The sequence below is a fragment of the Leptospira barantonii genome (genome assembly GCF_002811925.1).
Taxonomy (GTDB): Bacteria; Spirochaetota; Leptospiria; order Leptospirales; family Leptospiraceae; genus Leptospira; species Leptospira barantonii.
Window position 1 is genome coordinate 163,772 of sequence record NZ_NPDS01000004.1, and the last position, 17,012, is coordinate 180,783.

Genomic DNA, 17,012 nt, shown 5'->3' on the forward strand with positions numbered 1-17,012 from the left:
CAGGACCGCAAACGTCGAGAAGCCTATTACGTTAGGCGACATTTTGAAATTAATGAAAATCCGGATATTTCTATTATTCTATTTTGCTTTCTTTAGTAGTGATTTATTTTCAGAAAATCTCGGACTATTAGAAGAATACAAATTACTGCACCTCGACTTGTCAAATTTCAAAACATTTGGGTATAAATCGTACTTTAATAATAAATCAAACAAAGCAGAAGCCAAAATAAATAATCTTCAAGGATCCTTAAGGAGGGCAAAAAGCCGTTTTTCTTGCGGTATAGTAGGTTTTGGTTTTTTTAAAATCAAGTTATCAAATGGACGAATCGGATATAGTAGACAATGTGATCTCAAAGTAAGCAAAGATAGAGAACTAATAAACAAACAATATTCCTTCTTTGATAAAATTACTATACCTCACGAATCTGATTCGATCACGTTTAGAATTCTTTTCGATAGAAGCATTTCTATAAAAACATCAAAAAATGAAGAGTTGATCATAGGAAAGTTAAAAACTTATAAAATTAATCCTAAACTACTAGAATATTATAAAGAAGGCATTTACTTGCCTAAATCCAACGAGGTAATTAAAGATGAAGAGCTACAGGATGATCAAATATTTACTAGTCATATCGAATTGAGCAATTGTGATTTATTTCCTGTTCTTTTGAGAATGTATTTTATTTTAATGACTGTAAATGAGAAACAAATTCCAAATATTGAATTCAAAAAAGAATTAATAAGAATGCAAATAATGAAAATTGCTAACGAAAATAATCAGTCTAAAAATGAAGTAACAGATGAATCGGATGAAAATATTATAGAGCACTTGGATTCTGCTGAAAACCAAAGATTAATTTTCTTAGAAAATATTTTACCATTTATAAAGCACGATTATTGAAATCAATCAAAACGTCGCCTAACTGCGGCTTCTCGCGGCGCTTCGGGATCGCAAGCGACCCTTGCTTGGCCTCCGGCACATTTGCTTTGTCACTCGGTTTGCGAGACGTTCGCTAAGGCTCACTCAAACCTCGTTCCAATTCTTTCGCACGCTTAGGCGTGCTTCAGAACCGCAAACGTCGAGAAGCCTATTTCGTTAGGCGCCATTCCCGCTGCGCTTTTTGGGAAAGGGCTTAGCTGAGTGTGCGAAAGGGAAGGCTTTGCTTGTTTCATTCAGTTACAATGGTTTATTGGAAAGGCTTTAAGATGCTCGCGGGAACGGACGCCTAACTAACGCTTCCCGCTCCGCTCGGGTTTGCTTTGCAACCCTCGCTCCGGGTTCCACCACATCGCTTCGCTCAACGAAGTTAAATAGTAAAAGAGAAGTATTTTAGTAAGAAGCGTTTCGCGTCCCTTCGGGATCAGCGACGTCGGGAAGCTTCGGTCGTTAGGCGCCATTCCCGCTGCGCTTTTTTGGGAATTGTTTGGCTGAGTGTGAGAAGGGGAAGGCGTTTCTTGTTTCATTCAGTTGCAATGGTTTTTGCAAACGTATTTGAGATGCTCGCGGGAACAGCGCCTAACTAACGCTTCCCGCTCCGCTCGGGCTTGCGTTGCAACCCTCGCTCCGGGTTCCACCACATCGCTTCGCTCACGAAGTTAAATAGTAAAGAGAAAGTATTCTATTAAGAAGCGTTTCGCGTCCCTTCGGGAACAGCGACGTCGGGAAGCTTCGGTCGTTAGGCGAAATTTTTGCAAATAATATCTTAATGGAGAACTAAATTTGTAACATGAAAAAAATTATTTTAATCTTGTCTTTTCTTATGCTAAATCACTGTTTCATCTTCAATGAAAAACCAAAATTAACCTTGAAAACAACGAAGTATCAGGTCATTACCAAGGAAGCAAATATCAAAAGTGAAGCAAATAATCAATCTGCCACCTTAGGAAAGTTATTCGAAAAAGATATTGTCAATGTTATTGAATTTACCTCGAGGGAGGATGTTCTATCGATTAGAAATGCACCGAGCTTTAAAGCGAAATGGGCTAAAGTAATTACTCTCAAAAATGAAATTGGTTACGTATTTGGAGCAATGCTTCAATTAGCATCTCTAAATGAATATAGTTGCACAAGACCTGGTAAGCACTTGAATATTAAAGTGAAAGCAGAGGGGACTTATATTAAGCTATGCGCTGACGGATCTTACACTCTGTCCGAATATTATAATTGTGATGGCTATGTTTGCTCTGAACACGGGTGCTGGAGTTCGGTAATGAAATCTTTAAAGTTATCCCCAAAAAAAGTATTCTATTACAGTGGAGCAGGTGAAGCCGAGAATTGTACGCATGGCTGCACTTATTTGGAATATTATGCAAACAGCGAGATATCAAACAATAAATCCTATGATTCAAATTCTATTTACTCATTTAAAGGGGTAGATTTCTTTAAAATTGATCCCAATAGTACTAAATTTGAAATTACGGATCTACCCGTAGGCGAAAACTGCAAAAATAATACTTTGTTTTAAGCAAAAGCTTCGCCTAACTGCGGCTTCTCGCGGCGCTTCGAGATCGCTCCGCGACTCTCGCTTGGCCTTCGGCACATTTGCTTTGTAACTCGACTTGCAAGACGTTCACTAAGGCTCACTCAAGTCTCGTTCCAATCCTTCCGCGCGTTTAGCGCGCTTCAGGACCGCAAACGTCGAGAAGCCTATTTCGTTATGCGACATTTCTTAATTTTTACTTTAATTGTAAGGACTTTATAGTATGGCAAATGCACAAAACATATCAAAGGCAATAAAAGATATTGATGATGTCTTTTTAAATCCTCCTGCAAGAAATGGATTATATGGAAATATTTTAAAATCAGTTTCGATAGAGAATGTGAGGGGGATAAAAGAGAAAATCGAATTTAATTGGCCTGTATCGGTAATTGCCGGTATAAATGGAAGTGGCAAGACTACATTTTTACAAATGTGCTCAACGGCATATGTTAAAGAGCAGGGTGGCCGTCATTTTAAAGTGGGTGATTGGATTCGGGGCGCACTTAAAGGTGAAACTTCGGCAATTGATTTACCCGCAAAAGTTGGATTTACTTTTTGGGACGACACAATTGGCTTTGATGTTCCTTACTCTCCAAGTAGAACACGATGGGAATATCCGAAAAAAGCATCTATTTTAAGAAACGTATATTTTATTGGAATAAGCAATTTTGCACCTAGAATTGAAAAGAAAGATCGTGTTAACATTTTTAAATCTCAAATAGAGATCAGAAATACAAAATCTGTAGATTCAAAAATCACTGCTTCAATCTCTCAAATATTAGAAATACCGTATACGAAATCAGAGTTGCTAACGGTTGGAATCAAAAAAGGCGAATGGTCTGACACGTTTCCAAAGCTTGAACGAAATGGTATTTCGTATACTGAACCACATATGGGTGCGGGTGAACAAAAAATTGTTAGGTTAATCGAATTTCTTGAATCTTTGCCGAAGAAAAGTTTGATATTGCTTGAAGAGCCAGAGCTAACTTTGCATCCAGACGCTCAAAAAGGATTGGGCTGGTATTTGATGACACTTAGTAAAAGGAATGGTCATCAAATAATTATTGCAACACATTCGCAAGATATATTTGATACATTGCCACCGCAAGCAAGAAAGTTGATAATTAGAGATAAGATAGGCCATGTTTCAGTACTTTATAATATACCTGAATTTTACGCAGCACGTGAATTATCGAAGTCGGTAAAAACAAATAAAGATATCATTTTTGTAGAGGACACAAAGGCTAAGGCATTGTTAAGTGAAATTTTTCAAAGATACAATAGAAGCCTATTCGAAAATACTACAATTATTCCAGTTGGTAATACGGATGATGTTAAAAAAATGGTAACATTATTTTATTCAGAAGGACAACGGGTGATCGGGATTCGTGATGCTGATATTGGAGAATCTCCAGATGAATCGTTATTCTCATTACCTGGTCAATCTTGTATTGAAAAAGAGCTGCTCGATGAAGCTAATATTATAGCAGCTGAGCAATTTTTAAATGGGATAACGACGGCTTTCAAAAAATGTTCAGCATTAGTCAGCCAGCAACAATTGTCTGCAACAGATAAATCTAAAAAGATATTTAATATGATCTTTCCTGAATTATCTATAACTGAAGCTAAATTTATGGACAGAATAATTCTTTGTTGGATTGAGACGCATAAAGATGAAATTAAGAACTTCGTTCAAAAAATCGCAAATAAACTTAATTACACTATCGCGCAAAGTAACAGTGAGTAAGTCAGGAAACGTCGCATAACTTCGTCTCCTCGCTCCGTTCGGGATCGCTCATGCGACCCTCACTCCGGCTTCGCACATTGCTTTGCCACTTCGGTTCGCGAGACGCGACTAAGGTCGCTCGAACCTCGTGCCAACCGCTTCACGCTAAAAGCGTTTGCGGACGCAACGTCGAGGAGACTCTTTCGTTAGACGCCATAATTTAGGAGCTCTGTGTTATGAATGATGAGCAAATTAAGACGACTCAGAATACGATATTCGATCTAAAAAGTATACTTGGCTTAGATAACAAGTCTATTAACCAAAACCTTAAGTGGGTTCTCACTCAATATAAAAATTATATACCAAGTTTTATAAAGGTTTTGGAAATCTCTATTAACGTAAATCTTCCCCATAATATTGAAGTGTCAATATTAGCATATGCAGGGTTATTCGGAAAACCAGCAAAAACATTACTTCGTCTTCTAGATAATACTAATCCCAGACCCTATAACGAAATAATCGTCGAGATGGATGAAGCAATAGCGCTTATTACTCAATTTACGATTAATCCAAATATCGGAGGTATTCCTTATCCATCTTTATCAACTTATATATTATCATTAGAGACGAGTAAAGCTCAGGAAGTCGAGTCGATCATTACAAAGTTAAAATCTCAAGAAAACGAAACTAGTTCATTACTTGAGGGATTACGTAAAGAACTTGCACAACTTAGCATTGAAAAATATGCAAGTATCTTTAGAAAACAGTCATTAAAACACTCGCGTATATTTGAAACAAATGGAGTAGATGAAGGACGTTTCTCTTATTTCAAAATTGGAGCATCTGAAATCTGGTTAGTTTTCGGATTAATTTTTCTTATTACGCTACCTGCTTATTTAATTAATAATTTTAATTCGGACGTTTTAATATATAAAGAAACTGAATTTTCTTTGAAATATATAAGTTGGTATTCAGTTCGGATTGTTATATTGTCCTCGTGGATTTATCTAGTTAAAATCTGTTTTAAAAATTACAATAGTAATAAACTTCTATCTACAATCAATACTCACAGGGAAAATGTACTTAATTCTTTTAGATTATTATCAGAATTAATTCCTAAAGAAAATGTAGAAGCGCGAACTGAATTACTTAAAGAAATAATGAGAAATACTTATTTCGCGGGTGAGATTCCGTATTCTGATGAAAAAAACGATGGAATCAAAATTGATGCGATAATGGAGCTAATTAAAAAGATCAAATTAAGTTAAATTACGGCGTCTAACTTCGTCTCCTCGCTTCGTTCGCCATTCGCGGTCCCCGCTCAGACTCACTACGGCCTTCGGCACATTGCTTTGTCACTTCGGTTCGCGGGACGCGACTAAGGTCGCTCGAACCGAAGTGCCAAGTCCGGCGCGCTCAGGCGCCTGGACACGCAACGTCGAGGAGACTCTTTCGTTAGGCGACATGCTGAAATGGATTAAAAAAATGAAAAATAATAAAGATAAAAAAATCTTTCGCTTCATGAGTTTTTATTCATTTGTCGATCTCATTCAGACTCAATCACTTACTTTAGTCAGGCCAAAATTATGGGAGGATCCTTACGAAGGTTTCATTTTCAGAAAGCTGAATTCTGAGCAAGGGAAAGAAGAAGTAGCCGCTAATCTCAAAAGTATTAATACTCCTGAGAGAGCATTATTTATGAATTTAGGACTAAGATTTGAAAATATTTTTTATGCTCAGTCTTGGACTTTATGTCCAGAAAGCGATGCTATGTGGCGGATATACAATTTTGATCGGAAAGCTATTAGAGTAGAGGTATCAGAATCGAAAATGAAGCAGATAGAGGGCTTAAAATTATTATACGTTGATTACAAGAATGAAATTAGTTTAAAAGAAACTATTAAAAGACTAAAGATCGCAAAAAACAAAACAGATTTTATTGAAGCATTTAAACATAAACGATCTTCTTTTTCTCACGAGCAAGAAGTGCGCATAGTTTATCAGGACAACGAAGCGATTAATGAAACTATGTCGGACGAAGAGGCAATTCAAATGGAAAAAATTTTAGCAAGTTTAGGTTCAAATGAAAAATTAACTAAGAAAAAGTTTTCGGACCGTATTAAAGTTAGTTTTTCTAATATCAGCGATTTTATTGAAAGCGTCATGTTGCATCCACAATCAGAAGAATGGTTTAATGATACGCTTTCAGAATATTGTAAAATTAATAATTTAAACTACTTGGGAAAATCGAGTCTCTATAAACCATTGTAAGACTTTCAGCACATCGCCTAACTTCGTCTCCTCGCTTCGTTCGTCACTCACGGTTCCCGCTCGGACTCACTACGGTCTTCGACACATTGCTTTGTCGCTTCGGTTCGCGAGACGCGTCTAAGGACGCTCGAACCTTGCGCCAAGTCCGGCGCACATAGGCGCTTGGACACGCAACGTCGAGGAGACTCTTTCGTTAGACGTAATGCCTTAAAACAATTATGAAAAACTTTTTAAATTTAGCACTATTATTTTTTACTATTGGTTGTTCTGAAACAAATAGCCTCAATGTACCCTTAATGAAAGAGAATATTTATTTCAATGATTTTGAAAATGATGATAAGCAGTTCTGGACAGGTAATGACGGATTGCAAGAAGCTACAATAGAAAAAGGAAAGTATTATTTTCGATCGTTGGACAATAAAGAAAGATTTAACGCTATTCCGATAAATTTAAATTATCTAAATGATTTCATTTTAGAAGTTTCTGTAGCGGGACCTGCTAGTGATAACGATAAATATTATGGTATTTTATTTGGCGATTTTACAGGAAAGGAAGACTTTCTATATTTCGAAGTCACCAATTTAGGTAAGTTTCGTATTTTCGATCACCATTTAATTATCGATGGTAAGCTTCCGGGTATTTCTTCCAAGGGATTTAAGAAATTAACTATTCAAAAGAAAGAAAACGAAGCAAAATACTACATTAACGAAAAATATATTTACTCTTACCCAGTTCCTAAATGGAAGGACTTTAGAGCAGGGGTTTCAACAGGCAATGCGCTTTTATTGTGGATGGACTATTTTAGCATTAAAAAAAATTAACCCCTTTTTTGTAACGGCACTACGTCTAACTTCGTCTCCTCGCTCCGTTCGAGATCGCTAATGCGACTCTCACTCCGGCTCCGCACATTGCTTTGTCACTTCGGTTCGCGAGCCGTTCGCTAAGGCTCACTCGAACCTCGTGCCAACCGCTTCACGCTAAAAGCGCTTGCGGACGCAACGTCGAGGAGACTCTTTCGTTATGCGCAAAAGCCCCAAAAATGATTTTGAAAGTAGATGATCTAAGATTAAAGGGGAAAAACTTCAAATCGTAGCCGAATTAAATTTGACTTTAGTAACACCATCGTATATACTAAGTTGTAACGAGTTAAATCATGGTCAAAAAACTAATTCAACACGGTAACAGTTCCGCACTAATTATAGAAAAACCAATTCTTGAACTTTTGCATATTACTTCCGATACTTCTTTGAATATTAGTACGGATGGTAAAAGTTTGATTATTACGCCTATTGATAGAAAATTAGAAACAAGTCTTGGAAAAATAAATAAGAAACACGGCAAGACACTTAAACGACTTGCTGAATGAACCCAATTTCTTCAGTTAGATATTTATCATATGAAGAGATTCTTTACATTCATAAGAACCAAATAGAAGAATATGGTGGTTCTTACGGAATTAGAGATAAAAATCTTCTCGAATCAGCGATTGCACAGCCACTTTCCGGATTTGATAATCAAGAATTTCATATTGGCCTAATACAAAAGGCAGCAGCGTATTTATTTTACCTTTGTAAAAATCACGCTTTCGTAGATGGGAATAAACGAGTAGCTCTCGCGTCTGCACTGATTTTTCTAGATTTAAATGAAGTTGAAATAGAAGATCCAGAAAGCACATTGTATGAACTTACGATCGGAGTCGCTGACGGAAGTATTTCATTAGAGACTATTATAAGGACTTTTGAAAAACTAAAAATTTAATTTAGTTTTAATAGGGGTAGGGCTTCAGCGCATAACTTCGTCTCCTCGCTTCGTTCGGGATTGCTAATGCAACCCTCACTCCGGTCTTCGACACATTTGCTTTAACGTTCGGCTTGTGATCGCTCACTAAGGTTCGCTCAAGCCTCCGTCAATCCCTTCGCGCTTAAGCGCTTCGGGACCGCAAACGTCGAGGAGACTCTTTCGTTAGGCGTCATTGTCGCGAAATTACTTTTTAAAAAAATTCAATGGAAAATGAAGAAAGCCAAAGACAATTTCCTTTTGCGATTATCGATCTTGCGACAGTTGTCTTATCAGTTTACGTTTTAGCAACATTATTACTAAGTTCTTTCATTAAGCTGGATTCAGAATTAGAAAAATTATTAAACTTTATCGATAATCTAATTTGTGTCTTTTTCATCTTTGATTTTACATACAAGCTATTCACTGCTGAAAATAAGCTTTCTTACTTAAAATGGGGATGGATAGATTTACTTTCGAGTATTCCAACTTTAGATTATTTTAGAGCAGGAAGGTTATTCCGATTAATTCGACTTTTACGAATTCTCAGAGCTTTACGATCTACGAAAAACTTAATTCACTTCATTTTTAGAAATAAGGCTCAAGGCGCATTTTCATCAGTTGCTTTAGTGGCGTTCATAATAATTATCTTTTCATCGATCGCGATTCTTCAGGTAGAAGATACTCCGAATAGTAATATTAAAACCGCAGAAGATGCTCTTTGGTGGTCTTATACGACAATCACGACTGTGGGTTATGGAGATAAATTCCCAGTAACGACTGAGGGACGGATAATAGCGGCGATCTTAATGACGACAGGGGTAGGTCTGTTTGGAACTTTTACTGGATTCGTCGCTTCTTGGTTTGTCTCATCGAAATCAAATATCTGAAGTAATCAGTAATAGTCATCAATTCGTTTTAGGGGCGACAACGGACGCCTAACTTCGTCTCCTCGCTTCGTTCGGGATTGCTAACGCAACCCTCACTACGGTCTTCGACACATTTGCTTTGACGTTCGGCTTGTAATCGCTCACTAAGGTTCGCTCAAGCCTCCGTCAATCCCTTCGCGCTTAAGCGCTTCGGGAGCGCAAACGTCGAGGAGACTCTTTCGTTAGGCGAAAGTGCTGAATATAATATCGTTTATGAAAAAAAGAATTACCAATAACGGAAGATCAATAAACAAATATCGAAACAAGATTTTCGTTGAATGTCCGAATTGTTTATCGATTGCAATCATAACTGTTCAAGGTATTGAGTATGATTTTCCAATCCAACATGATGAAATTAAACGAGTCATCTGCTTAAAATGTACCTTTAATAAGGAAAAGAAAAATGTTATCTGGAAGGGAGAAATTACTGGCTCGTTTAAAAGACCTTGTGGCAAGTGTGGATATCAGTGGATTGAAAAACGTATTTACCGCACTAAGTATTCACCTAAAATTCCAATGACAGCTAAGGTTAAATGTCCTGTTTGCAATAACGAAACTGAAGAGAATTTACAATGGAATATTTCTTATTCGGCGACCCAAGGAATTGATCCTTATTTCGGGTTGCCATTATGGCTAAAGTTTAAAATAGGAAGTCATGAACTTTGGGCTTATAATGAGAATCATATAAATGATTTAGTTGATTATATTGATGCAGATCTTCGGGAACGAGTTTCTTATCCAACGAAATGGGCAATGGTAACAAGATTACCTAAATGGGTAAAAGAAGCGAAAAATCGAGAAATTATTACAAAAGGTTTGAAGAGATTAAAAAAGAAATTGGAAACAGATCTCAGCACCTTCGCCTAACTTCGTCTTCTCGCAAGGCTTCGAGATTGCTAACGCAACTCTCGCTTGGCCTTTGGCACATTTGCTTTGTCACTCGGCTTGCGAGACGTTCGCTAAGGCTCACTCAAGCCTTCGTGCCAATTCTTCCGCGCGTTTAGCGCGCTTCAGAACCGCAAACGTCGAGGGGACTCTTTCGTTAGACGTCATTTGCCATGGATGAAATTTTCAAAAGAATCAAAAATTTAGAACCATTGGATGTAGAAAAATTATTTACTTTGCTCGAAGGAAACCATGATAGAAATTTTAAAATTGGTCAAACTGCCTCGCAATTAACTGAACAGTCATTAGCAATTGACATAGAATTTATATCAATGGATCCGGAATATAAATTTAACCTAATTCTTCAAAAGGATTTTAAAGGTAAAATAAATGATATTCGAATTAATAAGACTAAGAAGGGTGCATTTCCAAAAAAGGTGAAAGACAAAATTACACTTTATTTACTTTCCCTTATAGCGGACTTTGTAAGTGTAAAAAAAGAAAGTTACTGTTTTCGAAAATCAATCGAGTATATTGGCTATCCACTTGTTGGTGAATATTGGTTAAATAATAACATACGCATTTCTGAAGCTTTCTCGGATTCTTATAACGCGAATCTGTGTTTAACAAGTAGAGTTATATATGTAGATTTTAGAATTTTAGCTTTCAACAACAATCAATCGCACGTAGAATCAATTAAGCTATTTGATCAAATTCAAAATTACCTGTCTTTTGTTCAAGATGTAAATATACCAAGAAGTTCCCAAGGAATGGTTTGGATATATCCGATGCAAAATACTGAAACGAATGAAAGGAAATATTCAGGGTTTAAAGTGGAGCCATTACTAAATAGTAAATTACCAAAAAAAGGAGAGTTTGCAAAAGTTATAAATCCGACAGAATCAATATTGAAATTTACTCGCTCTAGAAAATATTTACCTTCTGAATTTCGAAAAGTATATAAATGGCTCCAAAGCGAAAAAGTAGGCAACTGTCTCGCGAATGTATTTAGGCTTTATAGGATTTCAAAATTTTTAGAAGATCATTTCCCTTCAGCTTCTATCGCATATTTAATAGCATCTGTAGAAGCCCTATCTGCTCTATCTCAGAATCATAAGAAAAAATTCGCTCAGTTCGTGCGAAAATACAACCCAGAAATTAATAAAAACGATCGATTAATTGAAGAAATATATGGTACAATTAGGTCAGCCCACTTTCACTCCGGTGAATCGATTCTAGATCCAAATCCAACACATTTAATGATTACATTGGATACGAATGAAATGATTAGACTAGATAGATTTGACAAAATTCGTTTTGTATTAAGAAACACGATTCTTAAATTTCTTCTTGAGGATTTGGCAAACGACGTCTAACTTCGTCTCCTCGCTTCGTTCGAGATCGCTAATGCGACTTTCACTCCGGCTCCGCACTTTGCTTTGCCACTTCGGTTCGCGAGACGCGACTAAGGTCGCTCGAACCTTGTGCCAAGTCCTGCGCGCTTAATGCGCTTGGACACGCAACGTCGAGGATACTCTTTCGTTCGGCGAAATCCATTAAGCGATTACTTCAGTCAAAATAATCTTTGTTCATTCTCCAAAATATAGAAGTGGTTTTAAAGTATTTTGATTTGATAAAAGTATAGAGAATTACCTTTAGGATTAATATGGAAAAAGAAGAAAAGATGGAAATCGTTATAGTCGCTATGCGTAAAAGAGCGCTCCGTGCAAGGCGTTTTGCACAGATATTAATTGCTTTAATTGTAATCGTTGTTGCTTTTATGCTTTCTTTCTTTTTCACAAGTGCTCAAACGCTTCCTACTGCTGATGTTGCAAAAAGTACTGAAATAAAACTTCTTTTTTTCGATTATAAATTTAATGAAAATTTTCTTGGTTCAACAAATAAGGAGGATTTTAGTACTGATACAGCTGTAGAGAAAAGTGCCGTCGAGCTTTTAAAAGGCGAGAATTCCCGTTTAAAAGAAGAGGCAAGTCAACGGGCCTTTATGATTAATACTATTGGTTCCGCAATACTTAGAATTGGTTCAGTGTTTTTGGCAGTGTATCTGCTTCAAATTCTTGTTCATATAACACGATATCATTTTCGAATAGCTGATCATCTAGAAGCTATCTGTGACTCAATTCTCATTACGGAAGCCACTAATAGTGAGCTTAAGGAAGTATTTGACATTCTTAGCTCCAAGGAAATAACTTTTGGACCTACCCCAAGTCCGGTATCTGACCGGGCTGTTGAATTAGTTAAAGGTACAATAAATAAAATTTCTGGTAAATAGAATACATCTACTGATTTAATGGACTTCGCCTAACTGCGGCTTCTCGCGGCGCTTCAGGATTGCTTCGCAACCTTCGCTTGGCCTTCGGCACATTTGCTTTGTAACATGGTTAAATTTAGGCAACAATGCTTCGACTTTAATTTTTGGTATATGCTACTTGTTGCTTCATTCTAAAAGTAGGTACTTTCCCGCTTTTATTATTTTAATTTCGATATCTGTGATTGGAATCGCGGCGATTGAATATAACTTAGAGAGTGGATCTGTAGAGGAAGGTAAATTTAATGATTATAAAAACTATGTTCACCTTTTCTATAGTATTTCTAGAAATTCTTGTGCGGTCGCAATGATCTTGTTTGCCGGTAGGTTAGAGAGCTCGGTAATGGGAGCGCCGTTACCTTTGGTCTTTATTTTTTATCTGTATGGGGCCAGTCAGTTTTTATCGTACGATTTCGTTATAATATTTTTAATTGGAAAAATTAGCTATTTTCTCTTTTTCGATTGGCTGTTCTCGACAGGAAGATTACAATTTTTCTTTGAGATTACGCCAAAAATTGAGAATACTTTAGTGGAAGAAAGGGAATCCTTTTTAAAAAGTGATTCGTTATGAATTCGTCACCGCCTTCACTCACTCCATTCTTCTCTCGCACTTCCTCCTCATCCACCCAAATCCCGTTGACAAAGACTACGTTTGACCTTACATTTTGAGTTCAGCCTAATTGAACCAGGAGCTTGGTCATGAGAAAAATTATCGTACTTGAATTCCTCACGTTAGATGGTGTTATACAAGCCGGAGGCGGGCCAGAGGAAGATACCAGTGGCGACTTCGTTTATGGCGGATGGCAAGTTCCATATTCTGACGATGTAATTGGATCAGTCATGGCCCAGCAAATGAATGTGCCCTTCGATCTTCTATTAGGACGAAAGACCTTTGACATTTGGGAATCCTACTGGCCGAAACATACTGACGTTTGGCCGCGCGTAATGACTGCGACCAAATACGTCGCTTCAAATACAAAAACTTCGAGTGAATGGCGACCTTCCGTTTTTTTGGGCGGTGACATTGTTGCAAAAATCATAAAGCTCAAGCAAGATGAAGGGCCGGATTTACACGTTTACGGAAGCGCAAATCTTGTGCAGACTCTTATGAAGCATGATTTGGTGGACGAGTTTTGGCTCAAAATATATCCACTGACCTTGGGAAGTGGAAAGAGGTTGTTTATGGAAGGTACGATTCCCGCGGCATTCAAAGTAACGGAAAGTCGAATTTCTCCAAACGGTATCATCATTGCGAATTACAAACGTTTTGGTAAGGTTGAAACGGGAAGTTTCTAAAAGCTACACGTAGTTCTATAGTTTCAGGGCGAGCATTCGACGAGCGGATTTCATCGTTTTAATGAGAATTTAAAATCGAATAAGAATATTATAATGTATTGCACAAGTGTAGCCGATTCTCCGAACCTAAATTCGTCGTATCATTTTCAAAAATGAGATCTCATATCACCGTCTTAATCCACAGTTCTACAAAAGATATATATACATCTTTAAAGCAAGCTCTGGAACCACATCGCCTCAATGAGGACAAAATCGAATCGATTCGTTCCCATCATTGGGACTATTGGATTTTCCCCGATGAACCGGCGCTTTTTGATAAAGAATTGGAAGCAAGTTACCCGAACGCGTCTTCGGAGATTTTAGAAAATTCAAGTTATGTCAGGAACTTACCGGAAGATTATTCGACTTCCGGAATTATACGTTTGGACGGCGCCTGGATCGATCTTCAAGATTTCGGCTGGAAGATGCTCAAAAAGCCTTCGTCGGATAACGACAAGGCGTGGAAAAAATGGGTAAGGCATTTTGGGCAAATTTTGGATGAGAATTCTGATCAAATTTGTGTACAAGTAAACATTCATTGTTGAAAGAAAGAATCCATTCTATGTCCAATTTTCTCAAATTCGATTGATAAAGAGGTGAACCACTAAACACAAAGGAGTGCGATAAAATGAATTTGTTCGCATTAATATGTTATTCGGACATCACCGACGGAGTCAATTTATGAAACGGAAACTGATCTGGCTGATCCCCGTTCTCCCGATTTTAGTTTTACTGATCCTTTGCGCGGGACTTTGGTCCGCAAGCAATCAACTTCTATTCCCGTCTTGGCACGGAGTTGTTAAGGATTTATCCGTTTGTAAACAAGAAGCCGAAACACATTGGGGTAAAGGTTGCGGAAATTTAAGAGCAACGAAAGAATTCGAATTTGAAGAAGTCAAAATTCTTTCCATAAATGGTTACGAACTTCCCGGTTGGCAAATCGAAACAAGGAAGAACGGATTCTCCCGATCTCAAGGAGCGATCCTGTTAGTTCACGGAGGGGGAAGCGATCGAAGAGAGATGACGAGGCACATTCGATTCTTTTTGAAAAACAAACTCGACGTTTTGACGTTCGATCTAGGATGTCACGGAGACGCGCCTTGCCCGGTCGAAGGATTGACTTACGGACATAGAGAATCGCGGGACGTATTCTCCGCGTATCTTTATCTTTTGAAAAAATATAAGAAAGTCTACGCAATGGGTTCGTCGATAGGAGCGGGTTCGATTCTCATCGCATTGCCTCAGATGCCGAAATTGAAAGCGGTTATAGCGGAGAATCCGATGGAAAGTTTTCAAAGATTGATTTTTGATTCTCCGGAAGCGCAGTCGGCTCCTAAAAAATTCGTTCAAGCGATGATCGACTTATCGATGTTACGCGGTCGGTTCGACGGGTTGTTGAACCCGAAAAATTCATTGCGTCTTGAAAGCGGTGTGCCGATTTATTTCATTCACAGCCAAAAAGATCGAGTAGTATCGTATCGGCAAACGCAGGATTTGTTCGACTTATACGAAGGACCAAAGACGATTTGGCTTCCCGATTTCGGAGATCACGGAACGATTCGTGATATTCATCCGGAAGAATACGAACAAAAACTTTCGAACTTTTTAATGCGAACGGAGTAAAATTATGGATGAATTCTTAATCTTAATGCGCTTGGACCTCGTCACAAAAGAAGCTCAACCTTCTCCGGAACAACTCGAAGTTTATATGAAACAATACCACGATTGGGTGGGAAAAATCATTTCGCTTAACAAATTCTCCGGAGGAACGGGCTTATCGACCGAAGGTAAGGTGATTCGATCGAACGGAATCGTTACGGATGGTCCTTATGTGGATATCAAAGAATCGATCGCCGGTTTTATCGTAATCAAAGCGAAAGATTTCGAAGAAGCCGCGAGCATCGCAAAGGAATGTCCGATCTTAAACGGAGACGGCAACAGCGTAGAAGTCAGAAAAATAATAGGTGTTCACGAGAATCAATGAATGATCGAGTTCTTCTTCGGATTAGAAGAAGAACTTTTTTTAAGATGGAGAATGGAGAATTAATACCTCATCTTTTTCGAACGGAATACGGAAAGATCGTTTCCGTTCTTTCCAAACGTTTCGGTTTGGATCGTATGGATATTGCGGAAGATATAGCGAGTGAAACTTTTTTAACCGCATCTCAGGTTTGGGGAATCAAAGGTGTTCCTCAAAACCCGAGCGCATGGCTTTATAACGTCGCAAAGAATAAGGCGAAAAATCATCTGCAACGAGATTTTGTATTCTCCGATAAGATAGTTCCCGAACTCAAAAGAGCGCATTCGGAGTTTTTGGAAAATTTTTGGGAGAAGGAGATCGATCTTACCTCGCACAATATCATCGACAGTCAACTTCGGATGATGTTTACGATCTGTCATCCTTCGATTCCGGAAGAAGCTCAGATCGGTTTGGCGCTTCGTATTCTCTGCGGTTTCGGGATCGAAGAAATCGCGGACGCATTTTTGACGAACAAGGAAACGATCAATAAACGTTTGTTTCGCGCCAAAGAAAAATTAAAACGGGAAAGAATTAGAATCGAACTTCCGAGTTCCGCCGAGATCGAAGATCGTCTAAACGTTGTTTTGCGAACGATCTATCTTTTGTTCAACGAGGGTTACTATTCCACAAGTCAAAACGAGATTCTTAGGAAGGATCTTTGTTTCGAAGCGTTTCGTTTGTGTCGTCTTCTTGCCGAGAACGAAATTACGAATCTTCCGCAAGTGAACGCGCTTTTGTCTTTGATTTGTTTTCATTCTTCCCGATTTTCCGCGAGACAAAATGAAAAGGGCGAATCGATTCTTTACCAAGATCAGGACCCGAACCTTTGGGATCGGAATCTCATCGTTCAAGGCGGTTATTTTTTAAGTCTTTCCGCAAAAGGAAATCGGATTTCCAAATATCATTTAGAAGCCGAAATCGCTTATTGGCATACTCAAAAAGAGGATTCTCCGAGTAAATGGGAGAATATACTGCAAGCCTACGATCGCTTGCTGAAAATTGAATATTCTTCCTTTGCGGCTTTGAATCGAATTTACGCGTTGTCCAAAGTGAAAGGCAAAGAAAAAGCGATTCTCGAAGCGGAGAAACTCACTCTCAATGAGAATCGTTTTTATCACGCGCTTTTAGGCGAACTCTACTCGAATTTTGACGATCTAAAAGCGAAAGCGAGTTTTAAAAAAGCTCTTTCTCTTGCGAAGACTGAATCCGACCGGACTGCTCTTCAAAAAAGAATCGATCGCTTCTGAAACTGTTGATGGAC

Annotated in this window: 17 protein-coding genes; all 17 read left to right on the forward strand. The window is 38.1% G+C overall.

All coding sequences use genetic code 11. From position 1 onward, the window contains the following. The first annotated feature begins 52 nt into the window (after window positions 1-52). Window positions 53-901 carry a flagellar hook-basal body protein gene (locus tag CH367_RS10920; protein ID WP_100762535.1) on the forward strand — a complete coding sequence of 283 codons (849 nt, stop codon included), beginning with the start codon at window positions 53-55 and terminating at the stop codon, window positions 899-901. An 826-nt stretch (window positions 902-1,727) separates the two neighbouring features. Further along, window positions 1,728-2,465, forward strand: coding sequence for an SH3 domain-containing protein (locus CH367_RS10925; RefSeq protein ID WP_100762536.1), 738 nt, complete (start codon window positions 1,728-1,730; stop codon window positions 2,463-2,465). 238 nt (window positions 2,466-2,703) lie between these two features. After that, a complete protein-coding gene (locus tag CH367_RS10930; RefSeq protein ID WP_100762537.1) occupies window positions 2,704-4,227 on the forward strand; it encodes an ATP-dependent nuclease in 1,524 nt (507 codons plus the stop codon). 215 nt (window positions 4,228-4,442) lie between these two features. Beyond that, window positions 4,443-5,474 (forward strand): hypothetical protein, encoded by a 1,032-nt coding sequence (locus CH367_RS10935; RefSeq protein ID WP_100762538.1) that lies wholly within the window; start codon window positions 4,443-4,445, stop codon window positions 5,472-5,474. A gap of 217 nt (window positions 5,475-5,691) precedes the next feature. Then, a complete protein-coding gene (locus CH367_RS10940) occupies window positions 5,692-6,477 on the forward strand; it encodes a DUF2971 domain-containing protein (RefSeq protein WP_125226116.1) in 786 nt (261 codons plus the stop codon). 218 nt (window positions 6,478-6,695) lie between these two features. After that, window positions 6,696-7,298, forward strand: a complete 603-nt coding sequence (locus tag CH367_RS10945) for a hypothetical protein (protein WP_100762540.1) — start codon at window positions 6,696-6,698, stop codon at window positions 7,296-7,298. Window positions 7,299-7,630: 332 nt separating this feature from the next. Next, the gene (locus CH367_RS10950) at window positions 7,631-7,843 is read left to right on the forward strand and encodes an AbrB/MazE/SpoVT family DNA-binding domain-containing protein (protein ID WP_100762541.1); all 213 of its coding nucleotides are present in this window, start codon (window positions 7,631-7,633) and stop codon (window positions 7,841-7,843) included. Beyond that, the gene (locus CH367_RS10955) at window positions 7,840-8,235 is read left to right on the forward strand and encodes a type II toxin-antitoxin system death-on-curing family toxin (protein ID WP_100762542.1); all 396 of its coding nucleotides are present in this window, start codon (window positions 7,840-7,842) and stop codon (window positions 8,233-8,235) included. Before CH367_RS10950 ends, CH367_RS10955 begins: the two co-directional genes overlap by 4 nt. 245 nt (window positions 8,236-8,480) lie before the next feature. After that, entirely contained in the window at window positions 8,481-9,143 is a 663-nt protein-coding gene (locus CH367_RS10960) for a potassium channel family protein (protein ID WP_100762543.1), read from the forward strand. Between the two features lie 252 nt (window positions 9,144-9,395). Continuing rightward, window positions 9,396-10,049 carry a hypothetical protein gene (locus CH367_RS10965; protein ID WP_100762544.1) on the forward strand — a complete coding sequence of 218 codons (654 nt, stop codon included), beginning with the start codon at window positions 9,396-9,398 and terminating at the stop codon, window positions 10,047-10,049. Between the two features lie 191 nt (window positions 10,050-10,240). Further along, window positions 10,241-11,443, forward strand: coding sequence for a hypothetical protein (locus tag CH367_RS10970; protein WP_125226117.1), 1,203 nt, complete (start codon window positions 10,241-10,243; stop codon window positions 11,441-11,443). A 290-nt stretch (window positions 11,444-11,733) separates the two neighbouring features. After that, window positions 11,734-12,360, forward strand: coding sequence for a hypothetical protein (locus CH367_RS10980; protein WP_100762546.1), 627 nt, complete (start codon window positions 11,734-11,736; stop codon window positions 12,358-12,360). Between the two features lie 217 nt (window positions 12,361-12,577). Next, on the forward strand, window positions 12,578-12,967 hold the full coding sequence (locus CH367_RS10985; RefSeq protein ID WP_100762547.1) for a hypothetical protein: 390 nt from the start codon (window positions 12,578-12,580) through the stop codon (window positions 12,965-12,967). 128 nt (window positions 12,968-13,095) lie between these two features. Continuing rightward, a complete protein-coding gene (locus tag CH367_RS10990) occupies window positions 13,096-13,692 on the forward strand; it encodes a dihydrofolate reductase family protein (RefSeq protein WP_100762548.1) in 597 nt (198 codons plus the stop codon). A gap of 720 nt (window positions 13,693-14,412) precedes the next feature. Next, window positions 14,413-15,354, forward strand: coding sequence for an alpha/beta hydrolase (locus CH367_RS11000; RefSeq protein ID WP_100762550.1), 942 nt, complete (start codon window positions 14,413-14,415; stop codon window positions 15,352-15,354). 4 nt (window positions 15,355-15,358) lie between these two features. Next, a complete protein-coding gene (locus tag CH367_RS11005; protein WP_100762551.1) occupies window positions 15,359-15,715 on the forward strand; it encodes a YciI family protein in 357 nt (118 codons plus the stop codon). Window positions 15,716-15,759: 44 nt separating this feature from the next. Then, entirely contained in the window at window positions 15,760-16,998 is a 1,239-nt protein-coding gene (locus tag CH367_RS11010) for an RNA polymerase sigma factor (protein WP_100762705.1), read from the forward strand. Window positions 16,999-17,012 lie beyond the last annotated feature (14 nt).